This is a genomic window from Georgenia sp. (assembly GCF_054605595.1).
The window spans coordinates 1-21,623 of sequence record NZ_JBTSDU010000042.1 but is presented as its reverse complement, the minus strand read 5'-3'; the positions used below and the strand labels follow the sequence as shown (position 1 = coordinate 21,623).

The 21,623-nt window shown below is 73.0% G+C and carries 21 protein-coding genes, 2 tRNA genes and 2 pseudogenes; 11 read left to right on the top strand and 14 right to left on the bottom strand.

The window, feature by feature from the left end:
- Positions 1–2,451: aminopeptidase N (pepN, locus tag ACYC1Z_RS07115; RefSeq protein WP_461408827.1), on the bottom strand; the 2,451-nt coding region annotated here is incomplete at its 3' end.
- A gap of 166 nt (positions 2,452–2,617) precedes the next feature.
- Here pepN and ACYC1Z_RS07110 point away from each other — a divergent pair.
- From ACYC1Z_RS07110 to ACYC1Z_RS07100, 3 genes are read left to right on the top strand one after another with little or no spacing between them, the layout of a single operon-like run.
- The gene (locus ACYC1Z_RS07110) at positions 2,618–3,232 is read left to right on the top strand and encodes a mycothiol-dependent nitroreductase Rv2466c family protein (protein WP_461408826.1); all 615 of its coding nucleotides are present in this window, start codon (positions 2,618–2,620) and stop codon (positions 3,230–3,232) included.
- A gap of 51 nt (positions 3,233–3,283) precedes the next feature.
- Positions 3,284–3,877 (top strand): hypothetical protein, encoded by a 594-nt coding sequence (locus ACYC1Z_RS07105; protein ID WP_461408825.1) that lies wholly within the window; start codon positions 3,284–3,286, stop codon positions 3,875–3,877.
- Between the two features lie 3 nt (positions 3,878–3,880).
- On the top strand, positions 3,881–5,098 hold the full coding sequence (locus tag ACYC1Z_RS07100; protein ID WP_461408824.1) for an MFS transporter: 1,218 nt from the start codon (positions 3,881–3,883) through the stop codon (positions 5,096–5,098).
- 40 nt (positions 5,099–5,138) lie between these two features.
- Here the strand turns inward: ACYC1Z_RS07100 and ACYC1Z_RS07095 are convergent, their stop codons facing one another.
- Complete coding sequence (locus ACYC1Z_RS07095) at positions 5,139–7,157, bottom strand: M13 family metallopeptidase (RefSeq protein WP_461408823.1); 2,019 nt, start codon at positions 7,155–7,157, stop codon at positions 5,139–5,141.
- Between the two features lie 85 nt (positions 7,158–7,242).
- Here ACYC1Z_RS07095 and ACYC1Z_RS07090 point away from each other — a divergent pair, with 85 nt between their 5' ends.
- Positions 7,243–7,692 (top strand): ribose-5-phosphate isomerase, encoded by a 450-nt coding sequence (locus ACYC1Z_RS07090; protein WP_461408822.1) that lies wholly within the window; start codon positions 7,243–7,245, stop codon positions 7,690–7,692.
- 3 nt (positions 7,693–7,695) lie between these two features.
- Here the strand turns inward: ACYC1Z_RS07090 and ACYC1Z_RS07085 are convergent, their stop codons facing one another.
- The 4 genes and pseudogenes from ACYC1Z_RS07085 to ACYC1Z_RS07070 form a co-directional block, all read right to left on the bottom strand.
- Entirely contained in the window at positions 7,696–8,982 is a 1,287-nt protein-coding gene (locus tag ACYC1Z_RS07085) for a GNAT family N-acetyltransferase (RefSeq protein ID WP_461408821.1), read from the bottom strand.
- A 141-nt stretch (positions 8,983–9,123) separates the two neighbouring features.
- The gene (gene tal / locus ACYC1Z_RS07080) at positions 9,124–10,245 is read right to left on the bottom strand and encodes a transaldolase (protein ID WP_461408820.1); all 1,122 of its coding nucleotides are present in this window, start codon (positions 10,243–10,245) and stop codon (positions 9,124–9,126) included.
- A gap of 66 nt (positions 10,246–10,311) precedes the next feature.
- Positions 10,312–11,094 (bottom strand): ferredoxin--NADP reductase, encoded by a 783-nt coding sequence (locus ACYC1Z_RS07075; RefSeq protein WP_461408819.1) that lies wholly within the window; start codon positions 11,092–11,094, stop codon positions 10,312–10,314.
- A 197-nt stretch (positions 11,095–11,291) separates the two neighbouring features.
- Positions 11,292–11,888: pseudogene (locus ACYC1Z_RS07070) on the bottom strand (type I glyceraldehyde-3-phosphate dehydrogenase); the annotation flags it as partial.
- A gap of 404 nt (positions 11,889–12,292) precedes the next feature.
- On the opposite strand from ACYC1Z_RS07070, the gene ACYC1Z_RS07065 reads away from it, so the two are divergent.
- Positions 12,293–12,736 carry a DUF5956 family protein gene (locus tag ACYC1Z_RS07065; RefSeq protein WP_461408818.1) on the top strand — a complete coding sequence of 148 codons (444 nt, stop codon included), beginning with the start codon at positions 12,293–12,295 and terminating at the stop codon, positions 12,734–12,736.
- Here the strand turns inward: ACYC1Z_RS07065 and ACYC1Z_RS07060 are convergent.
- Positions 12,733–13,446 carry a hypothetical protein gene (locus ACYC1Z_RS07060; protein ID WP_461408817.1) on the bottom strand — a complete coding sequence of 238 codons (714 nt, stop codon included), beginning with the start codon at positions 13,444–13,446 and terminating at the stop codon, positions 12,733–12,735. The two genes, ACYC1Z_RS07065 and ACYC1Z_RS07060, sit on opposite strands and share 4 nt — an antisense overlap.
- A 20-nt stretch (positions 13,447–13,466) precedes the next feature.
- On the opposite strand from ACYC1Z_RS07060, the gene ACYC1Z_RS07055 reads away from it, so the two are divergent.
- Both ACYC1Z_RS07055 and ACYC1Z_RS07050 read left to right on the top strand, forming a co-directional pair.
- Positions 13,467–13,838, top strand: coding sequence for an MGMT family protein (locus tag ACYC1Z_RS07055; RefSeq protein ID WP_461408816.1), 372 nt, complete (start codon positions 13,467–13,469; stop codon positions 13,836–13,838).
- On the top strand, positions 13,831–14,868 hold the full coding sequence (locus ACYC1Z_RS07050) for an Fpg/Nei family DNA glycosylase (RefSeq protein ID WP_461408815.1): 1,038 nt from the start codon (positions 13,831–13,833) through the stop codon (positions 14,866–14,868). Before ACYC1Z_RS07055 ends, ACYC1Z_RS07050 begins: the two co-directional genes overlap by 8 nt.
- Positions 14,869–14,906: 38 nt before the next feature.
- Here the strand turns inward: ACYC1Z_RS07050 and epsC are convergent, their stop codons facing one another.
- The 5 genes from epsC to ACYC1Z_RS07025 all read right to left on the bottom strand — a co-directional run bounded on the left by epsC (position 14,907) and on the right by ACYC1Z_RS07025 (position 18,779).
- Positions 14,907–15,476, bottom strand: a complete 570-nt coding sequence (gene epsC / locus ACYC1Z_RS07045) for a serine O-acetyltransferase EpsC (protein ID WP_461408828.1) — start codon at positions 15,474–15,476, stop codon at positions 14,907–14,909.
- Positions 15,477–15,498: 22 nt separating this feature from the next.
- Entirely contained in the window at positions 15,499–16,434 is a 936-nt protein-coding gene (cysK, locus tag ACYC1Z_RS07040; protein WP_461408814.1) for a cysteine synthase A, read from the bottom strand.
- Between the two features lie 303 nt (positions 16,435–16,737).
- Positions 16,738–17,751, bottom strand: coding sequence for a DUF1648 domain-containing protein (locus ACYC1Z_RS07035; protein ID WP_461408813.1), 1,014 nt, complete (start codon positions 17,749–17,751; stop codon positions 16,738–16,740).
- Complete coding sequence (locus ACYC1Z_RS07030) at positions 17,748–18,107, bottom strand: GntR family transcriptional regulator (RefSeq protein WP_461408812.1); 360 nt, start codon at positions 18,105–18,107, stop codon at positions 17,748–17,750. Before ACYC1Z_RS07030 ends, ACYC1Z_RS07035 begins: the two co-directional genes overlap by 4 nt.
- Before the next feature lie 27 nt (positions 18,108–18,134).
- A complete protein-coding gene (locus ACYC1Z_RS07025) occupies positions 18,135–18,779 on the bottom strand; it encodes an IMPACT family protein (protein ID WP_461408811.1) in 645 nt (214 codons plus the stop codon).
- A 169-nt stretch (positions 18,780–18,948) separates the two neighbouring features.
- Here ACYC1Z_RS07025 and ACYC1Z_RS07020 point away from each other — a divergent pair, with 169 nt between their 5' ends.
- Positions 18,949–19,197, top strand: coding sequence for a type B 50S ribosomal protein L31 (locus ACYC1Z_RS07020; protein WP_461408810.1), 249 nt, complete (start codon positions 18,949–18,951; stop codon positions 19,195–19,197).
- A gap of 219 nt (positions 19,198–19,416) precedes the next feature.
- Positions 19,417–19,584: a 50S ribosomal protein L32 gene (gene rpmF / locus ACYC1Z_RS07015; protein ID WP_461408809.1), complete on the top strand. Its 168-nt coding sequence runs from the start codon at positions 19,417–19,419 to the stop codon at positions 19,582–19,584.
- A gap of 112 nt (positions 19,585–19,696) precedes the next feature.
- Here the strand turns inward: rpmF and ACYC1Z_RS07010 are convergent.
- Positions 19,697–19,767 (bottom strand) — tRNA-Gly (locus ACYC1Z_RS07010).
- 149 nt (positions 19,768–19,916) lie between these two features.
- Here ACYC1Z_RS07010 and ACYC1Z_RS07005 point away from each other — a divergent pair.
- Positions 19,917–19,990 (top strand) — tRNA-Pro (locus ACYC1Z_RS07005).
- 137 nt (positions 19,991–20,127) lie between these two features.
- Here ACYC1Z_RS07005 and ACYC1Z_RS07000 read toward each other — a convergent pair.
- A pseudogene (locus tag ACYC1Z_RS07000) lies at positions 20,128–20,354 on the bottom strand (type II toxin-antitoxin system death-on-curing family toxin); the annotation flags it as partial.
- A 205-nt stretch (positions 20,355–20,559) separates the two neighbouring features.
- Here ACYC1Z_RS07000 and ACYC1Z_RS06995 point away from each other — a divergent pair.
- The gene (locus ACYC1Z_RS06995) at positions 20,560–21,432 is read left to right on the top strand and encodes a Fic family protein (protein ID WP_461408808.1); all 873 of its coding nucleotides are present in this window, start codon (positions 20,560–20,562) and stop codon (positions 21,430–21,432) included.
- Positions 21,433–21,623: the final 191 nt, after the last annotated feature.

The following is a 21,623-nucleotide window of genomic DNA, read 5'->3' as shown; positions in this document are numbered from 1 at the left end:
TGCGACGACGTCGACGCCGTGCCGCTGCGCCAGCCCGGCCAGCCGGCCGGGGTAGAGGCCGATGACGATGTTCTGCGCCATCTCGTTGGTCCGTGCGGTCCACACCCGTTCGAGGGCGTCGAAGTAGGGGCCCACGAACGGCACGAGCAGGCCGCGGTCGTGCACGTCGCAGAACCCGCCGATGACGTTCGCCTGCACGGTGTTGGGCAGCGTGTCGTCCTCGAGCACGTCGGCCCAGGCCCGCGCCTTCGCCGGCGGGGTCGGCACGGCAGCCCGCGCCCGGGCCGCGTGCTGGTGGCCCGCGGCGGTCGCGTCGCGCTCCAGCTCGGCATCGATCTCCTGGGCACCGGCCCGGCCACCGACGACGAGAGCCTGCAGCAGCGACCACCGCAGGTCGGTGTCCACCACCAGCCCCACCGGCACGTCCGAGCCGTCCAGGACGGCAGCCACGGCATCGAGCTGGGCGTCGGTGACCGCGTGGGCGGCAGCCGCCTGCACGAGCTGGAGCTGCGTGTCCGAGCCCGCCGCGGCCGCGCGGGCGTGCGCGCGGAGCTCGGCACCCACGCGGGCGGCGAGCGCGTCGCGGGTGGCCGGGTCGGAGTAGGAGGCGACGGCGGTCGCGAGCTGGCGCAGCAGCACCTGGACCACCGAGGAGTCGGTCTCCGTGGCGACGGCGCCGAGCACCAGGTCGGCGAACCGGTGAGCCGGCAGCTCCGCGTCGCGCGTCATGTCCCACGCCGCGGCCAGCACCAGGGCGCGGGGCAGCGACGTGGCGAAGCCGCCCAGGTGCGCCGTCGCCGTGGCCAGGGACGCCGCGTCGAGGCGCACCTTCGCGTAGGCGAGGTCCTCGTCGTTGACCAGCACCAGGTCGGGCCGGCGCCGCCCCACGAGGTCGGGGACCTCGGTGCGGGAGCCCTCGACGTCGAGCTCGATCCGCACCGTCCGCTCGAGGCGGGCGTCGTCGCCGTCGCCCACGACGTCGTAGCCGCCGACGACCAGGCGGTGCGGGCGCAGCACGGGGTGCTCGGCCGGGGCCTCCTGGAGGACGGCGAAGGAGGTGACGGTGCCGTCGTCGTCGGTGGTCAGCTCGGGGCGCAGCAGGGTCACGCCGGCCTGTTCCAGCCACAGCTTCGACCAGCTGGCCAGCTCGCGGCCGGATGTCGCCTCGAGCTCGGCGAGGAGATCGGTGAGCTCGGTGTTGCCGTAGGCGTGCCTGGCGAAGTAGCGCTTGACGCCGTCGAGGAAGGCGTCCCGCCCGACCCAGGCGACCAGCTGCTTGAGCACCGAGGCGCCCTTGGCGTACGTGATGCCGTCGAAGTTGACCTCGACGTCCGCCAGGTCGTCGATGGGCGCGACGATCGGGTGCGTGGAGGGGAGCTGGTCCTGGTGGTACGCCCAGGACTTCTCCAGGGCGGAGAACGTGGTCCAGGCGTCGGTGAACCGGGTGGCCTCCGCCGCGGCCAGGTGGGAGGCGAACTCCGCGAAGGACTCGTTGAGCCACAGGTCGTTCCACCAGCACATGGTGACGAGGTCGCCGAACCACATGTGGGCGAGCTCGTGCAGGATGGTGATGGCGCGGCGCTGGACGGTGGCCTCGGGCACCTTGGACCGGAAGACGTAGCTCTCCACGATCGTCACCGCACCGGCGTTCTCCATCGCGCCGGCGTTGAACTCGGGCACGAAGACCTGGTCGTACTTGGTGAACGGGTAGGGCTGGTCGAACGCCTCCTCGAAGAAGGCGAACCCGGCCCGGGTGATGTCCATGATCTCCTCGGCGTCGACGTGCTCGGCCAGGGAGGCGCGGGCGTGGACACCGAGCGGGATGGTGCGCCCGTCGCGTGAGGTCAGCTCGCCGGCGACCCGGTGGTACGGGCCGGCCACGATCGCTGTGAGGTAGGAGGAGATGACCTGGGTGGGGGCGAAGCGCCACGTCGCGGCGCCGTCGCCGGCGGGCTCGGGCTCGGGGGTGGCGGTGCCGGAGACGACGGTCCAGTGCGCCGGCGCGGTCACCGTGAACGCGAACGTGGCCTTGAGGTCCGGCTGCTCGAACACGGCGAAGACCCGGCGCGAGTCCGCCACCTCGAACTGGGTGTAGAGGTAGACCTCCTGGTCCACGGGGTCCACGAACCGGTGCAGCCCCTCGCCGGTGTTCATGTACCGGCCGGTGGCGACGACCCGGACCTCGTTCTCGGCGGCCAGCCCGCCCAGCGCGATGCGCGAGTCGGCGAACGCACTGGTCGGCACGTCCCGGCCGTTGAGCGTGATCGACTCGACGGACTCCGCGATGAGATCCAGGAACGTGGCTGCGCCCTCGGTCGCCGTGAAGCGCACCGTGGTGGTGGAGTCGAACCCCTCCGTGCGCGTCAGGTCGAGCTCGACGGCGTAGCTCCGGGTGGCCACGGTCGCGGCCCGTTCCCGGGCCTCGGTGCGGGTGAGGTTCTCGGCGGGCATGGTTCTCCTCGTCGTGCGGTGGCGGCGCTGGTCCGCCCGGCCCGGGGCCGCGCTCGCGGCTCCCCGGCCGATCCTGCCACCCGGGACCAGGGGGCGTCGCCGGGAGCCGGCCGCCCGCGGCCGACACCGCGGTCGCATGGGTCGCCGTCGTCCGTACGATGGCGCCATGACCAACGAGACCCACACCGCCGACGTCTGGTTCGACCCCATGTGCCCGTGGGCGTGGATGACCTCCCGCTGGATCGGTGAGGTGCAGCAGGTGCGCGACCTGACCGTGCGCTGGCACGTCATGAGCCTGGCCGTCCTCAACGAGCACCGCGACCTCGACGAGGACTACGCCGACCTCATGCGACGTGCCTGGGGCCCCGTGCGCGTGGTCAACGCCGCCCGGGAGCACCACGGCGAGGAAGTCCTCAAGCCGCTCTACGACGCGCTCGGCACCCGCATCCACCCCGGCGGGCGCGACAAGGACCTGCCCGCGGTCATCGACGAGGCCCTCGCCGAGGTCGGACTGCCCGCCGAGCTGGCCCGCCACGCCGGCACCGACGAGCTCGACGACTCCCTGCGCGCCTCCCACCAGCGGGCGACGGACCTCGTCGGGGACGACGTCGGCACCCCCGTCGTCGCCGTCGACGGCATCGGGTTCTTCGGCCCCGTCGTCACCCCGGCGCCGAAGGGTGAGGCGGCCGGCCGGCTGTGGGACGGCGCGGTGCTCGTGGCCGGCACACCCGGCTTCTACGAGATCAAACGCACCCGGACCTCCGGGCCGATCTTCGACTGACATGGCGTAACGTGATCTCGCTCGACGGCGGGCTCAGGACTGGGGGCAGGGATGGCGACGGCAGGGCGCGGCAGGCTACGCGGCGGTGAGATCGCCGTGGTGGCGCTCACGGCGCTGCTGGTCATCGTGCTCGCCGTCATGCTCGTGCAGCGCTTCGGGGGCGGCGTCGGCAGCGCGGGCGGGACGCCGTCGGCGACCGGCACCGCGGCGGGCCCGGCCCAGGAGCCCACGGACGGCGGCTCGACGGGCTCGACGGTGCCGACCCGGGGCGAGGACCTCGGGGGGATCACCTTCGACTTCGTCTCCCCGAGCGGCAACATCGGGTGCGCGGTGAGCGTGGACCGTGCGCTGTGCGGCATCGCCACCTACGACTACGCGGACGCCATCCCGGCCGCCGAGGTCAAGGCCTGCGACGGCTCGGTGGGTCAGTTCCTCCAGGTCACCGCGAAGGGCGCCGGTCTGGTCTGCGACACCTCCGATCAGGAGCTCACCATCGCGACCGACGGCGTCGACGTGCTCGAGTACGGCTCGGAGGTCACGATCGACGGCTTCACCTGCCGCTCCGAGACCGACGGGGTGTCCTGCCGGCACGACGAGTCCGGCTACTCCTTCTCCGTGCGCCGCGCCGGCTACACCCTCTCCTAGCGGATGACCACACCTGCCCTCCGGGGGCCCCTGAGCCCACGCGCGCTCGCCGTCGCCATCCTGGCGATGTCCGTCGGCAGCTTCGCCATCGGCACCACCGAGTTCGCCACCATGGGCCTGCTGCCGCAGATCGCCGAGACCTTCGGCGCGACCATCCCCCGGGCCGGCAACCTCGTCTCCGCGTACGCCCTGGGCGTGGTCGTCGGCGCCCCGCTGATCGTCGTCGCGCTCCCGCGGGTGCCCCGCACCACGTTGCTCACCGGGCTCGCGCTGGCGCTCGCGGTGGGCAACGCACTCTCCGCCGTCGCCCCGACGCTGACCACCGAGCTGGTCGCCCGGTTCGTCGCCGGCCTGCCGCACGGCGCGTACTTCGGCATCGCCGCCGTCGTCGCCGCCCACATCTCCCCGCCCCAGCAGCGGGCCCGGTCCGTCTCCCAGGTCATGGTCGGCCTCTCGGTCGCGACGACGGTGGGCGTGCCGCTCTCCACCGCGCTGGGCCAGGGCGCGGGCTGGCGCTCGCTCTACTGGGTCGTGGCCGTCGTCGCGCTCGTGGCGTTCGTGGCCATCTGGCGGCTGGTGCCACCGGTGGCGGTCGGGGCGGGCGCGACCTGGCGCAGCGAGGTGAGCGCGCTGCGCTCCGTCCAGGTCTGGCTCGCGATGGGCACGGGCGCGATCGGCTTCGGCGGCATGTTCGCCGTCTACAGCTACATCACCCCGACGATGACCGAGGTCGCCGGGATCGCCGCGGAGCACGTCCCGCTCGTCCTGGCCGTGTTCGGCGTCGGCATGATCGGGGGCACCCTCGTGGGTGGCCGGCTCACCGACCGGTCGGTGTTCGGGGCGATCTTCTTCGGGCTGGGTGCGATGGTCGTCAGCCTGACCGCGTTCTCGCTCGGCGCGACCTCGCCGGCGCCGGCCGTGCTGCTGGCGCTGGGGGTCTCGGTGTCCGCCCAGTTCATCGGGCCCGCGCTGCAGATGCGGCTGCTCGACGTCTCCCGGGAGGGGCCCTCGCTCGGCGCGGCGCTGCACCACAGCGCGCTGAACATCGGCAACGCGCTCGGCGCCTGGGTCGGTGGCCTGGTCATCGCGGCCGGGTACGGCTACCTGGCCTCGGCGGCAGCGGGCGCGGGGCTGGCGCTCGGCGGGCTCGCCGTCGCCGCCGTCGCCCTGGTGCTCGAGCGGCGCTCCGGCGGCCCCGGGCTCTCCGACCGGATCGGTTGAGCCCGGCGCGGCGCGCTCCGGGGCCGGCCGGGCCCGGCGGCTACCAGATCCGCACGCGCTCCGCCGGTGGCAGGTAGAGCGCGTCGCCCGGGGCGACGTCGAAGGCCTGCGCGAACGCGTCCATGTTGCGCACGACGCCGTTGCAGCGGAACTCGGCGGGGGAGTGCGGGTCGATCGTGAGCAGCCGGATGACTTCGGCGTCGCGCGCCTTCTCGCGCCAGATGCGGGCCCAGGAGCAGAACACCCGCTGCAGCGCGGTCAGCCCGTCGATCACCGGGGCCTCCGCCAGGTCGGTGATCCCCTGGTCGCGCAGCGCGATCCGGTACGCCGTCAGCGCGATCGACAGCCCGCCCAGGTCGCCGATGTTCTCACCGATCGTGAGCGCCCCGTTGACGTGGTGGGAGCCGTCGAGCTGGGCCGGGGAGAAGGCCTCGTATTGGGCGATGAGCACCTTGGTGCGCTTGTCGAACTCGGCGCGGTCCGCCTCGGTCCACCAGTCGGTGAGGCGGCCGGTGCCGTCGTACTTGGAGCCCTGGTCGTCGAAGCCGTGGCCGATCTCGTGACCGATGACCGCGCCGATGCCGCCGTAGTTCCATGCGTCGTCGGCGCCGAGGTCGAAGAACGGCGGCTGGAGGATCGCGGCGGGGAAGACGATCTCGTTCATCGTCGGGTTGTAGTAGGCGTTGACCATCTGGGGCGGCATGAACCACTCGTCGCGGTCCATGGGGCCGCCGAGCTTGCCGAGGTCGCGGCGTTCCTCGAAGAGGTTCGCGGCGCGGACGTTGCCCACGAGGTCGTCGGCGGTGATCTCCAGCGTGGAGTAGTCGCGCCACGTGTCCGGGTAGCCGATCTTGGGCCGGAACGCCGCCAGCTTCTCCAGGGCGCGGGCCCGGGTCTCCTCGCCCATCCACTCCAGGGAGGTGATGGACTCGCGGTACGCGGCGATGAGGTTGTCGACGAGGCGCCGCATCGCCGCCTTGTGCTCGGGTGGGAAGTGCCGGGCGACGTAGAGCTCGCCCACCGCCTCACCGAGGGCCCCCTCCACCAGCGCGACGCCGCGCTTCCAGCGTTCGCGCAGCTCCTGGGCCCCCGTGAGCGTGCGGCCGTAGAAGTCGAAGTTCTCCTCGACGATCACCTGCGTGAGGTACGGGGCCCGCGCGTGCACCACGTGCCACGCCAGCCACAGCCGCAGCGAGTCGACGGCCAGCTCGGACCAGGCCGCGGCGAAGTGCTGCATGTAGGACGGCATGGCGACCAGCAGGCGGTCGAACGCGTCCGCCGGTACCCCGAGCGCGGTGCGCCACAGCGCCCAGTCGAACCCGGGCGCGGAGGCGACGAGCTCGTCCCACGTCATGGGGTTGTTGATGAGGTCGGCCTCACGGGTCTTGACGTTGTCCCAGTGGCCCGCGGCGAGCCTGGTCTCCACGGCCATCACCCGCTCGGCGGCGCCCATCGCCTCCGCCTCGGTGACCAGCCCGGCCAGGGCGAGCATCGCGGCAACGTGTGCCACGTAGGCGGTCCGCGTGGCTGCGTGGGCCTCCTCGCGGTAGTAGGACTCGTCCGGCAGCCCGAGCCCGGACTGCACGAAGAAGACGACGTAGCGCTCGGGGTCGTTCAGGTCCGTGTCCACCCCGTAGCCGACGCCGCCGCCGACCCCGGTGGGCTGCAGCGCACCCATCGCGCGCACCAGCGCCGACCGGTCCAGCGCCGCGGTGACGAGCTCGAGGTCCGTGCGCAGCGGGGCCGTGCCGAGGGCCTCGATGCGCTCCGTCGCCATGAAGGAGGCGAAGAGGTCGCCGATCTTGCGAGCGTTGGCGGCACTGCCGGGCGTCTGCGCCCCGCCGGCGGCATCGTCGATGATGGCGCGCACCCGCTCCTCCGAGAGGTCCCGCAGGGCATGGAAGGAACCGTCGCGGGCGCGGTCGGCGGGCACCACGTGCGCACGCAGCCAGCTGCCGTTCACGTGCCGGAAGAGGTCGTCCTGCGCGCGGACGGCCGGGTCCATCGCCGCGGCGTCGTCGGTGGGCACGGGCTGGTCGCTCACGTCGGTCGAGGTCATGCTCCGACCCTACGGCAGGGCCCGGACGTCCCGCCCGACCGCGCCGTGGTCCCGAGCACGGTGGGCGGCTTGGCAGAATGGCCCCATGCACATCCACATCGGATCAGACCACGCCGGTTTCGAGCTCAAGGCGGCGCTCGGGGAGCACCTCACGAACGCGGGCCACACGGTGACGGACCACGGCGCCGCGACGTTCGACCCGCAGGACGACTACCCGTCGTTCTGCTTCGCGGCGGCCGCGGCGGTGGTGGCCGAGCCGGGCAGCCTGGGCATCGTGCTGGGCGGCTCCGGCAACGGTGAGCAGATCGCGGCGAACAAGGTCCCCGGCGTGCGTGCGGCGCTGGCCTGGAGCACCGACACGGCAACGCTGGCCCGCGCGCACAACGACGCCAACGTCGTCGCCGTCGGCAGCCGCCAGCACACCGTCGACGAGGCGATCGCCATCGTCGAGGCCTTCCTCGCCGAACCGTTCTCCGGCGACGAGCGGCACCAGCGTCGGATCGACCAGCTCACCGCGTTCGAGGCCGGTCGGTAGGGTTCAGAACCCCCAGCTGTTCGCCGGCGCGACCGGCCAGCCGAACGCGGCGGACGCCGGCGCGAGGGCGCCCGCACGCAGCTCGGTGACCCGACCGGCGAGCCCGAGCGCCCCGAGCGACGTGCCGCCCAGGTAGGCGGCGGCGAGGTCGGCGACGTCGAGGGTCAGGTCGCCGGGGGCGTCGGTGCGCTCGACCGCGGCGCCGGCCGGCCCGCCGCGCAGGTGCCAGCGGCCGGCGTTGGCCGGCACGAGCGCGTCCATCAGCTCCAGCACCACGTCGACCGGGGCCTGGTAACGGCGGGCCACCAGGGCGGCGGGGACGTCGAGCAGCCGGAGCCACACGTCGTCGCTGACCCTCGCCCGTGCGCCGCGATGATCCAGCAGCAGACCGTGCAGCGCGTCGTCGGTGGCGAGCGGGCCGGTCTCCACGCTCCCCATGAGGTCCAGGTCGGTCAGCGTGGCCCACAGCGCCCGGGCGGACGCCGCGTCGGTCGCGACGGCCTCGCGCACCCGGACGACACCCTCGGGCGCCCGGGAGTCGGACCACACCGAGTGCCGCCGGAAGATCGCGTAGGCCCGCGGCTCACCGGTGAGCGTGCGCACCAGCGCCACGCGCAGCGGTTCGGTGCCGCGCCGCTCGGAGGGATGGTCCACCAGTCGGCGGGCCCGCAACGGGAGCGTGTCGCGCGTCAGCCACCCCGGGCGATCAACGGCGCAGTGGACCCGAGCGACGGTCTCGGCATGCCGTGCCGGGTCGGCCGTCTCGAGCTCGACTACGAGGTCCTCGCTGCCGGCCACCGCACGCAGCCCCGCACCCCGCGGCAGCGTGATCCGCATCGCCTGCGTGGCGATCCCGTACCCGTACCGCCCGTAGATCCCGACCTCGGCCGCGTTCAGCACCGAGACGGCCTCCCCTCGGGCCGCGGTGCGCGCCAGGTGGGCGGTGAGCATGGCGCGGGCGAGGCCGCGACGACGGTGCCCCGGGTGGACCGAGACCCAGGTGAGGCCGGCGGCCGGGAGCGCCGCCCCGCCGGGTACCGGCAGGGTGAAGGCGTAGGAGGAGTGGAACGCCGCGAGCCGCGGCGTGGCGCCGCGCTCGTCCCACACGCCCACCGAGCGGCCGGCCTCGAGCGCCCACGGCTGCACCGCGACGTCCTCGGCGGGCTGCTCCTCGGCGAACGCCCAGGCGCTCACGTCGAGGGCTGCGTCCCGGTGGGCGCCGGCGTCGAAGTCGTCCAGGCGGTAGCCGGGCGGGGTGGAGGCGGCGATCGGAGTGTCGGTGGTGTGCACCCGGTCAGCCTCTCAGGTGGGCCCACCTCGGCGCGACGGATCATCGCCTGCCGGCCACCCGGCTGCCGAGCAGGCGGTGCCGGTGACGGATGACCCCTTGGGGCGTGCTCGGCGAGATGCCCCGCTCTCGCGCGAGTCGGGTCAGGTCCGGCCCGGTGCCGGCGGGGCCGAGAGGCGGGTGGCCAGCTGGTCGCCGAGGATCTGCCAGCTGGCCTCGAAGGTGGACAGTCCGTCGTCCTCGAGGGTCTGCACCACGTCGTCGTAGTCGATGCCGAGGCGCCGGAGCGCGGCCAGAGCGTCGTGAGCGTCGCCGTACCCGGCGTGGACCGACTCCGCATGGACCTGGCCGTGGTCGGCAACGGCGCGCATGGTGGCCTCGGGCATGGTGTTGACGACGCCGGGGGCGACGAGGTCGACGACGTACCGGGTGTCGGGGTAGGCGGGGTCCTTGGTGGAGGTCGAGGCCCACAGGGGCCGTTGGGGGTGGGCCCCGGCCGCGCGCAAGGACGCCCATCGGGGCGAGGCGAACACACGCTCGTAGTGCTCGTAGGCGACGCGGGCATTGGCGATGGCGGCGCGCCCGCGCAGCTCGGCCGCCGCGGGGGTGGCCAGCTCGTCCAGCCGGGCGTCGACCTCGGTGTCCACCCGGGAGACGAAGAACGAGGCGACGGAGCCGATCGTGGACAGGTCGTGACCGGCCGCCCGGGCCTGCTCCATGCCGTCGAGGAAGGCGTCCATGACGGCGTCATAGCGGGACAGGGAGAAGATGAGCGTGATGTTGATGCTGATGCCCTCGGCCAGGCAGGCGGCGATCGCGGGCAGTCCCTGGCGAGAGCCGGGGATCTTGATGAACAGGTTGGGCCGGTCGACCGCCCACCACAGCGCCCGGGCCTCGGCGATGGTGGCCATGGTGTCGCGGGCGATCCGGGGGTCGACCTCGATCGACACCCGGCCGTCGACGCCGTCGGTGGCCTCGTACACCGGTCGGAGCACGTCGCAGGCCCAACGCACGTCGAAGGTGGTCAGTGCGCGCAGTGCCTCCCCGACGTCCACTCCCCGGACGGCGAGGTCGGAAACCTGCGAGTCGTAGGCGTGGCCGCCGGTGATGGCTCTGGCGAAGATGGTCGGATTGGTGGTGACACCGACGACGTGGTGGTGCGCGACGAGGTCGGCCAGGGTGCCCGAGACGAGTCGCTCCCGGCTGAGGTCGTCCAACCAGATGGAGACGCCGGCCTCGGCCAGGGCGTTGAGCGGGTCGCTCATGATGTTCCTTCCATGACGACGGCGTTCATCACGAACTCCTTCGGGTCCGGTGGTGGAGCGGTCGGGTCAGTAGCCGGAGAACTCTTCGGTGCGGATGTCGTCGTCGTCGACACCGGCACCGTTGAGGACGTCGCGCATTGCCCGGACCATCCCGGCAGGGCCGCTGAGGTAGTAGATCGGCGCCGTCAGGTCGTCGACATGACGGGAGAGCATGGCCTGGTCCACGTGCCCGGTCTCGCCCTCCCAGGCGATCCGGGACTTCTGGGGCTGGGTCATGGTGGGGACGAAGGTGAAGTTCGGGTTCGTCTCGCCGAGCCGGCCGAGCTCGTCGAGGAAGGCTGCGTCCTCGGGGCGCCGGTTGGCGGAGAACGCGGTGATGCGGGGGCCCGTGCCCTCGTGCGCTGCCTGCAGGGCGATGCTGCGTACGGGGGTGATGCCGATCCCGCCGGCGAGGAAGACCGCCGGCCTGGCGGCGTTGTGGTGCAGGGTGAAGGAGCCATAGGGAGCGTCGAGGAGGAGCTCGCTGCCGATCGGCAGTTCGCGCAGGACGCGCTTGAAGGCGGTGTCGCGCAGCCGGGTGGTGGCCATCAGCCGCGGCTCGTACGGTGCGCTGGTGAGCGTGAAGCCGCGGATGTCGCCCTCGCTGTCGGTCTCGGACGGGTGGAGCAGGGTGTAGTCGGCGAACTGGCCGGCCCTGTACTCGAACCCCGGGGGCTTCTCGAAGTAGTAGGCCACCGTGCGGTCGGCAACCTCCATCCGGTCGAGCAGTCTCGTGCGTGGCAGGGGGGCTGGGCCGCCCGGGTCCGCCGGGGTGGCCGGTGTGGTCGTTCCGCTGCTGATCGTGGACATGGTGTGGTCCTTCGGGTCGCCCTGGGGAAGGCCTGGGATGTGGTGTGCGGGGGCCTCGGCCCTGAGCCGCCGCACGTGTGCCGTCAGGTCGCTGCCGTTCCCATCGGCGGCAGGCGGCGGCGGACGTGGTGCGCGATGCCGGCCCGGCGGAGGTACTCCGGCTCCGCCGGGGTGGCCGGTCTCATCGTTCGCCCGTCCGCGGCGCGGGCGCGGCGCGCGCCCCGGTGCGGGCCGTCCTGCAGGTTCTGGTCCCCGGTGTAGGCATGGACGGTCGTCATCAGGCCGCGCACGATGCCGAACTCCTGGTCGAGCACCATGGCCAGCGGGGCGAGGTAGTTGGTGGTGCACGGGACGTTGGGGATGATGTGGTGCTGGGCCGGGTCGTAATCGGTGTGGTTGACCCCCATCACGAACGTGGCGTCCTCGTGCTTGCCCGGGGCGGAGAGGATGACCTTCTTCGCGCCGGCGGTCAGGTGCGCCCGCGCCTTCGCGGCGTCGGTGAACCGCCCGCTGGACTCGATGACGATGTCGGCGCCGAGCTCACCCCACGGCAGGGTGGCGGGTTCGGTCTCCGCATACCCCTTGAAGGTCATGGCTCCGACGGTGATCGCGCCCTCGGACGCGTGGACCTCCGCCGGCAGCCTCCCCAGGACCGAGTCGTACCTGAGCAGGTGCGCGAGAGTCTTGGTGTCGGTGAGGTCGTTGACGCCGACGATCTGGATGTCCGCCCCCGTGACGAGCACGGCGCGGGTGAAGTTGCGGCCGAAGCCGTCGATGTCGACGCGGATGGTCACGATGTCCTCCTGGGGGCGCCTTCACGGCACCGGAAGCGGCTCTGTCGGTGGGGTGCTGTTGTCCTCTTTTCTACGGCCGTCCTTGTATTAACCCGCGGACGGGTGGAAGATGCAAGGGTCGAGAATCGGGGCAGGTGTGACGGGTTCGAGCGGCCCCACGGATCGACGTGACGGCCGGTTCGGTATGGGACGCGTGTCGGTGGATTCCTCCGGTGTCCTCGACTACAGATCGCGGACGACGGGGAACGCCTGGAACGGGTGGAGGGTCCCGCGCTGGGACGGGTGGGTCCAGATCAACCACCATGTCTCCCGCGCTGCGGACGCCGGACGTCAACTGCTTCGGGACCGGGTACTGCTGGTTCCCGGGATGCTGACATCGACGCCGTAGCAGTGGGGAGACACCGATGAGGACGTGGGACGACTTCACCGTGGTGTCCGCCGCGACGGCGGACGCCGACATGGACGGCTGGACGCGGCTCCCGCCGAACGGCTGGGGAGCGTTGGTGGCGTACCTGGCGGGACCGAACTGGGTCCGCGGGGTTCAGTGCCCGCCTGGGCTGACCACGGTCGTCCGAATCCGCGGCGGGGTCGAGGAGCGGTCCAAGCGACCGGCCACTCAGGAAGACCTTGACATGATCCGGGACAGTATCGACGGCTACCTCGAGATGTCGCAGACGCCGCTGCCTCCCACCGGCGTCGAGTGGGAGATCCAGCTGCCTTCGGGCATGGACGACCGCGACTTGGACCGAGGCATCAATGAGGCCATGATGGACGCCGGCTATGGCGGCTTCGCAGCCGACAAGCTGGCGGTCGAGCGGTACATGAGGTCGCTCTACGGCGACCGCTAGCCGTGCTGCCCGCGGGCCGTCCGGGAGGCGGCGAGCGCGGTGAGGGCGATACTCAGCGGCACGAGGACGAGCACCGCGACGGGCAACGGCGTGAGCAGCCAGGTGGCGAGACCGACGGCGACACCCGGCACCAGCCAGTGGCCGGCGCCCGCCGTGCGCACGTTCGCGCGCTCCCCGACGGCCCGGGCACGGGCCCGCTCGCCGGCGTCGCCCGGGGCGAGCAGGAGGGCGCGCCACGTGCGGGCGCGCAGCCCCTCGGCCACCGCGCCGCACAACAGCCAGGTCGCCGCGGCGACGAGACCCGCCGGCCAGCCGCCGACCAGGGCAGCGACGAGCAGCGCGACGAGCGGCATCAGCCCCGCGGCGGTCAGCGCCGCGCTGACGAGCGCGCGGCCGTCGGACGTCCGCGCGCGGAGCACCCCGACGACGCCGAGCGCCACCGCGTTGGCGACGACCCACCCGGCGGCGGCCAGCGCCGCCGCGCCGAGCGTGGCGCCGATCCCGGCGGCGACTGCCGCGACCACCGCCGCCACGATCAGGAATGCCGCCGCGAGCGCGAGCTGCCGGACGGCCCGGTCCCTGGCCCGGGTGCGCGACTCCTCGATGACGACCTTGACGTCGAGGTGCTCGTGCGGCACCGAGTCATCGCAGTGCTCGCAGCGGGATGGAAGAGGATCGGACGCCGGCATGGTGGTGGTGTCGTTGCTCATCGTCCTGAGATCATAGGGGGGTGAAGCCTGAGAGGACCGAGCTCACCGAGCTCGTGCTCGACGTCGTCGACCAGATCCCGTGGGGCAAGGTGAGCACCTACGGCCTCGTCGCGGAGGCGGTGCGCGCGCACACCGGCCACGGCTCAGCGCGGCACGTGGGCACGATCATGGCCGCCTACGGGGCCGAGGTGCCCTGGTGGCGCGTGGTGCGTGCGGACGGCACGCTCCCGCGGGCGCTGCGGGCCGAGGCACGCGCGCACTACCTCCAGGAGGGCACCGCGCTCAACCCGTTCGCCGCGGGCATGGTCGAGCTGCGGCAGGCGGCCTGGGACGCGCCGGCGCACTGGACGGCCCCGGAGCCGGCGACCACGGCGGAGGACCTCGATGCCTGAGGGCCACACCGTCCACCGGCTCGCGCACGCCTTCGCCGAGCTCTTCGGTGGGCAACACCTCGCGGTGAGCTCCCCCCAGGGCCGCTTCGCCGGCGGCGCCGCCCTGCTGGACGGGCAGGCGCTCGTGGGCACCGAGGCACACGGCAAGCATCTGTTCCTGGCGTTCGCCCCCGAACCTTCCGCCGCCCCCGCGCCCTCGCACGCCCCCGAGCATGCCGGCGACGTGCGGTGGCTGCGTGTGCACCTCGGGCTGTACGGCTCGTGGACCTTCGCCGGCGACGAGACCTTCCGCGCCCCGCACGCCATCGGGGCCCCGCGGCGGCGGGTGGCGGAGGAGGAGACCGCGCTGGCGGTCTCCCCGGACGAGGCCTTCGAGGACGCGGACGGCGTCGTGGCGGTGATCGCCGGGGGCGGCGGCGCCGACGCCGCCACGGGTGCGCCGGCGGGCGTCGGTCCCGGCAGGCCGTGGCGGGTGCCCGCGCCGCGCGGCGCCGTGCGGGTGCGCCTGCTCGGTGAGCACGGCGTCGCGGACCTGACCGGCCCGACCGCGTGCGAGGTCATCACCCCCGAGGAGAAGGCGGCGGTACAGGCCCGGCTCGGCCCCGATCCGCTGCGCGCCGACGGCGACGTCGAGGCGTTCGTGCACGGGGTACGGGCCCGGCGCCGCACCGTTGCGGAGCTGCTCATGGACCAAGGCGTCATCGCCGGCGTCGGCAACATCTACCGGGCCGAGGCGCTCTACCGCACCCGGGTGCACCCCCGCCGGCTGGGCCGCGACGTCCCGGCCGCGAGCCTGCGCACGATGTGGGCGGACCTCGCCGACCTCATGGCCGACGGCGTCGACACCGGCCGGATCGTCACCACGCGCCCCGAGGACCGGCACCAGGAGGCGGACCGTTGGTACGTCTACCACCGCTCCGGGCTGCCGTGCCTCGTCTGCGGATCGCGGGTGACGCAGGCGCAGATGGCCGGGCGGCGCGTGTTCTGGTGCCCACGCTGCCAACGGGCGCCGCGCGTCACCGCCCGCTGAGCCCGCGCCGCGCGACAGCCGTCGAGGTGCGGGCGCGTTCAGATGTAGATCGCCGGATCGATGTACCACTCCGCCGCGGTCGCGGGGGCCGGGCTCGGCCGGACCTTCGCGGGCACCCCGACGGCGACGGAGCCCGCCGGGACGTCCTTGACGACGACGGCGTTGGCACCCACCCGGGCGTCGTCTCCGATACGCACCGGCCCGAGCACCTGGGCGCCCGCCCCGATCATCACGCGGTCCCCGACGGTGGGGTGACGCTTGCCGCGGTGCATCGAGGTCCCGCCGAGCGTGGTGCCGTGGAAGATCACCACGTCCTCACCCACCTCGGCGGTCTCCCCGATGACCACGCCCATGCCATGGTCGATGAACATCCGCCGACCCAGCGACGCCGCGGGGTGGATCTCGATCCCCGTGAGCGCCCGCGTCGCCTGGGAGACCAGGCGGGCGGGCAGCCTCAGCAGCGGGCTGGCGTGCCACATACGGTGCGCCAGCCGGTGGATCCACAGTGCGTGCACGCCGGGGTAGGCCAGGGCGACCTCGAGGAGCGTGCGGGCCGCCGGGTCGTGGCGGCGCGCGGCCCAGAGGTCCTCCATCAGCAACCGGCCCATCGGCACGTGGGAGTCGTGCACGTCAGTCGGCCAGGCCCTCGAAGAGGATGGTGGAGATGTAGCGCTCGCCGAAGTCGGGGACGATGACGACGATCGTCTTGCCCGCGAGCTCGGGACGCTTGGCCAGCTGGGCGGCGGCGGCGAGGGCGGCGCCCGAGGAGATGCCCACGAGCAGGCCCTCCTCGGTGGCGGCGCGACGGGCGTACGCCACGGCCGTCTCGGCGTCGACGTCGATCACCTCGTCGTAGAGGTCGGTGTCGAGGATCTCGGGCACGAAGTTCGCGCCGAGCCCCTGGATCTTGTGCGGGCCGGGGGCGCCGCCGTTGAGGATCGGGGACTCCGCCGGCTCGACCGCGACGAGCCGGACCTTGGGCTTGCGCTCCTTGAGCAGGCCGCCGGCGCCGGTGATCGTGCCGCCCGTGCCGATCCCGGAGACGAGCACGTCCACGGCGCCGTCGGTGTCCGCCCAGATCTCCTCGCCGGTGGTGCGGCGGTGGACCTCGACGTTGGCCGGGTTGGCGAACTGCTGGGCCAGGACGGAACCGGGGCGCGAGGCCGCGATCTCGTTCGCCTTCTCGATGGCGCCGCGCATGCCGTCCGCCGGCTCGGTCAGGACGAGCTCGGCGCCGAACGCACGCAGCAGGGCCCGGCGCTCCCTGCTCATCGAGGACGGCATCGTCAGGACGACGTCGTACCCGCGGGCAGCGCCCACCATGGCCAGGGCGATGCCGGTGTTGCCGGAGGTCGCCTCGACGATCGTGCCACCGGGCTTGAGGGCACCGGCCCGCTCCGCGGCCTCGACGATGGCGACGCCGATGCGGTCCTTGACGGAGTTGGCCGGGTTGTAGAACTCGAGCTTGGCCAGCACGGTGGCGCCGGCGCCGTCGGTGATCTTGTTGAGGCGGACGAGCGGGGTCCGGCCGATGAGAGCGGTCACGTCGTCGTAGATCTGAGCCATGGTGTTCTCTTCCTGGGTGGGTTGAGCCGTGCCCCGGACGGGGCCGGGATGAGGCCGGAGGGGAGCGCGGGCGCGCTCGGGGTGAGGCTGGAGCGCCAGGGATGCGGCGGTGGCCGCAGGGAAGCCGGGCGCTCTACGGACAGCTGCGCCGGCACACGGGCACGACGGCGAAGGAGCGGGCGACGAGCATCGTGCTCATGGCGGCATCCTCTCGGTGTGCGCGGCGGCTGGTCGCCGGCGGAGACCGGCGCTGAGGCCGTGCTCACCCTAGCGCGTCCCGCGGCGACGTGGGGTGCCGCGGTGTCAGGCGGCGGCGGTGGTGGCCCGGGCACGCTCGGCGAAGGTGTTCAGGAGTGCGGCCCCGGTGGCCGCGTCGTCGACTGTGACGACGAGGCGGCGACCTCCGGTCCGCTCGACGGCGATGGCCTCGCCCTTGCGCACCACGACGCCGGTCCGCCCGTCGACGGAGGTGCGTAGGCCCCACCCGCCGAACTGGCGGAACGGGGAGATCTCCGCCACGTCCGCCCGCAGGATCTCCGCCGCAGGCACGTACTGGCGGGGCCAGCCCAGGCGGCCCCGCACGGTGAGCCCGGCGGCGTCCACCCGCACGTCCCACACGAGCATGGTCAGCATGAGCGGGACCAGCGCGAGCATGATGACGGCCCCGAACCACATCTGCGTCAGGATCGACAGGGCCAGTGCGCCCGTGACGTAGAGCGCAAGGCCCAGCCAGCCCCATCGGTGCCGGCGTGACCCGGCGGCGACCTGCTGTGTCCACACCGCGCGCTCCTGGGCACCGAGATCGGACCGGGCCGCATCCGCGGGCAGGGGCGCGTCCGCCGGGAGCTCGGGGTCGCGCCCGGCGAGTGCGCCCGCGAGGGCCCCGGCGCCGACCGCGAGGACGGTGACCACGATGAGGGGGAGGTCGGGGGAGGGGGCCTGCCACGGGTCGGCGAGGTCGAGCTGCGTCCAGGCCTGGGTGAGGAGCAGCCCGGCGAAGAACACGGCGGTGCCCGTCGCGAGGGCGAGGACCATCCGACGCGTGAGTGCGGTGCGACCCACGCTCACGGCCAGTACGGCCAGCACCACGAAACCCAGGCCGCCGAGGGCCGCCGTCGTGATGAGGAGCTCGCTGACCGGGCCCACGCGGTCCACGCCGTCGATTCCCCAGTGGAGCGCGACCTCGTCGGGCAGCCGGGGCAGCCAGGACCGGACGAGCAGGCCGGCCCCGAGGTGGACCGCCAGGGGCACCGCCACGCCGAAGAGCCAGGCACGGCCCCGGTGGGGGAGCGGCGGGCGGGGATCGGCGGTGCTCATCGGTTCTCCTCGGGGGTGGCGATCATGGCGGCGACGGCGGACCGGGGCAGGCCGAGCACGTCGGCCTCGCGGCGGACGGTGGCGATGGCCTCGCCCAGGCGCGCATAGTGCTCGGTGGCGCGGGCGGTGACAACGGCTCCGCGCCCGCGCCGCAGCTCGATCAGGCCCTCGTCCCGGAGGAGCTGGTAGGCGTGCAGCACGGTGTGCTGGTTCACCGCCAGCGACTCGGCGAGCTCACGTGCCGCCGGGAGCCGCTCGCCCGAGCCGATGTCCCCGCGCACGACGGCGGTGCGGACCTGGACCGCGAGCTGTTCGAACAGCGGCGTGGCCGAGGTGGGGTCGATGCGGAGCAACATGTTTCCACCATAGTTGCTCTAGTGGAACTAGAGCAATGCGATCGGGTGCTCGATCACGGTCGTGCCCGCGGGCACCGGCTCCGCGGTACCGGCGGTGAGGGCGGCGAGCAGCTCCACCAGCGCCGCGCCGTCGCCGGTCGCCAGCGTGAGCCGGACGGCGGCGGCGCCGTACGCGACGTCGTGCACCGTGACGCCACGGCCGTGCAGCTCGGCCTGCGTGCGCCCGGCGTCGGCGTGCGGGAGGTCGACCTGCCACAGCTCGAGCCGCTCGAGGCGCACCCGGGGCGCCTGCGCCAGCGCGGCGTGCACGGCGTCGGTGTAGGCGCGGACCAGACCGCCCGTGCCGAGCTTGATGCCGCCGAAGTAGCGCACCACGACGGCGGCGACGTCGCTCAGCCCGGAGCCGCGGAGCACCTCGAGCATCGGCGTGCCGGCGGTGCCGGCGGGCTCGCCGTCGTCGGAGGACCGCTCGGTCCGGTTCGCTCCCGGGACCTCGACGATGAACGCCGAGCAGTGGTGGCGGGCGTCGGGGTAGCGGCGGCGCGCCTCGGCGACCAGCGCGCGGGCGCCTTCCTCCTCGTCCACCCGGCGCAGTACCGTGCGGAAGCGGGAGTGGCGCACCTCGATCTCGGCTGTGGTGTCGACGCCGCGGACCAGGCGCAGGGCGCTCATGGGCGCTCCTGCGGGACGGTGATCCGGGCCGGGACGGCGATCCGGGCCGAGGCCGCGGTCGGGGCCGGCATGGCGGAGTGGGGCACGGCAGCAGTATCGCTCGGGAATGTCTGGTGGTAGCGCGCGTTATGGAGGTGCGACGATAACCGTTCTCAGAAGGGATCCGTCCATGAAGCAGACCATCCACCCCGGCTACGCACCCGTCGTCTTTCGGGACAAGTCCGCCGACCTCGCCTTCCTTACTCGTTCCACGCTCACCTCCGAGCGCACCGTGGCGTGGGAGGACGGTCACTCGTACCCGGTCGTCGACGTCGACATCTCCTCGGCGTCGCACCCGTTCTACACGGGGCGCTCGCGAGTGGTGGACAGCGCGGGGCGCGTGGAGCAGTTCCGTCGGCGCTATGGCAACCGCGCCTGACCTGCCGGGTGGCCGGCGCCGACCGGTCGGCGCCGAGCGCACCGGACCGCCGGTGGGCGCGGGCCGGCGCGCGGCGAACGTCACAGCCGCCGGTGGACCAGGTGGGGCGTGGGCGACGTCGCGGTCGGTGTAGGCTGCTCCGGTTGGCCGCGCACGCCCGCCCTGCTGGACGGGTGGTGTCGGCATGATCCCCCAACTGACGGAAGGAGCGGCAAGGGCATGGCAGTTCCCAAGCGCAAGATGTCCCGCAGCAACACCCGCTCTCGCCGGTCCCAGTGGAAGGCCGCGCTCACCGAGCTCGTCGCCGTCCGCGTCCAGGGCCGCGAGGTGAAGGTGCCGCGGCGACTGGCCAAGGCCTACCAGAGGGGCATGCTGGTCGAGGACTGATCCTCGCTGCACCCTGATGTGCGAAGGCCCTCCCACCGACGAGGTGGGAGGGCCTTTGTCATACGGGGCGACGGCGTACCCGGTGACGATCCGGCTCGCGGGCCGCGCCGGGAGCGGGTGACGAGAATCGAACTCGCACCATCTGCTTGGAAGGCAGAGGCTCTACCATTGAGCTACACCCGCGTGGCGGCGAACCGCACGATGGATTCTAACCACAGCGGAACCGTCGGCCGTCGCGGGCCGCGATACGACGCCCGCGAGACCGGGCCTCGCCGGGGCGGACCGGGGGAGCTGCGCAAGCCCGTAGAATCCTGGGAGCGCCGATGGCGTGACGGGATGTGGCGCAGGTTGGTAGCGCGTCCGCTTTGGGAGCGGAAGGTCGTGGGTTCGAATCCCGCCATCCCGACAGAGACTCGATGCTGACCCGCGAAACGTTCCGTCGAGGCGATGAACGGGTCGCCGAATCTGCCCAACGCATCGGTGACGTCCCTCGTTCAGCGGACACTGTCTACTACGGGCGCATGCGCTACGAGGGTCCATCCGGTCATGCCGTAGAAGACCGTAGAAGACGACGACGGCTACACCGCCGAGCTTCTTGTCGCCGTCGATCAGCGGGTGGTTGCGGACGATCGACTCGAGCAGGACTGTGGCTTTGACGTGGATGTCGGGGTAGGCGTCGATGCCGGAGAGCACAGATGAGGGTCGGTGGGCCGCCGAGTCGAGGAGGCCGACGTCGCGGACACGAGGGGTCCCAGCCGGTCGCAGAGGATCCGAAGATCCTCAAGGCTCGAACCCCACCCGGCTGTGATCTCTTGGGCGTCCCTTTACCAACGCCCCTCGCCCACGCGATTCCGTTACGGAAGGATCTGGGGTGATGGTTCCGCAGCGGTGGGCCGATACGGAAGGGTCAGCACGAGGCGCGATCGCCAGCCGGGAGCCCGACGAGGGTTGCCCGTGGGCGGGGAGTGGACCGCCATGTCCCGTGACGATCCGGCGGTACGCCTGATCGCCGAGGCCTCGATTCACCTCCCGCGCGATGTGGCCGCGCTGGCGGATCAGTCCACGGCCGAGATCGTGCGCTTCGACGCCGAGACCATCCTCGAGCTGCACCGGCTGCTGATGGACCACAGCGAACCCGACATCGCCGGACGCTGGCGCGAGCTGACCGTCTGGGTCGGAGAGCCCGGCACCATCCCGCACCACGCCGAGTTCGTCCCACCCCACCACGACCGCGTGCCCGAGCTGATCGACGATCTGGCCACGTTCGACGCCCGCGGAGACATCCAGCCACTGGTGGCTGCTGCCGTCCTGCACGCCCAGTTCGAGACGATCCACCCGTTCGAGGACGGCAACGGCCGCGTCGGCCGCGCCCTGGTGCACACCGCTCTGAAGTCGCGCGAGATGACGCGGTACGCGACCGCGCCGGTCTCCGCAGGCCTGCTGCGATCCACCGCTGACTACTACGACGCCCTGACGGCGTACCGCAGCGGGGATCTCACCCCCATCGTCGACCAGATGGGCCGCGCTGCCCTCGCCGCCGCCGCCGACGGTCGCCAGCTGGCCGCCGAGCTCATCGCCATCAAGGAGGCATGGCGCGCTGACCTCAGGGCCCGGTCGGACTCCTCCGCGTGGGGCGTCCTCGACCTCGCCGTCGCCCACCCCCGCCATCGTCGCCACGGAGCTGGGCATCTCGGAGCGGGCCGCCCGCACCGCGTTGTCCGCCGTCGAGGAGTCCGGGGCGATGAGCCTGACCACAACCCGCGAGCGGGACCGGGGTGGCAGGCGCCGGCGGTGCTCTCCGCCATGGATGCCTTCTCCGCCAGGGCCGGGCGCCGCGCCCGGAGCTGACGGCGGTATGGCTGCGTCGAACCCATCCCGACCGTTGGAGCCAAGAATCGGTCGAGGAGTGGGGACATGAGCGTCAGTCACCCCGCCGGCCGCGCCGCCGGGGAGCCAAGAATCGGTCGAGGAGTGGGGACAGGAGCACCGTCCCGAGCCGAACGCCGCCGGGCCGGCACCCCAGGAGGGGTGCCGGCCCG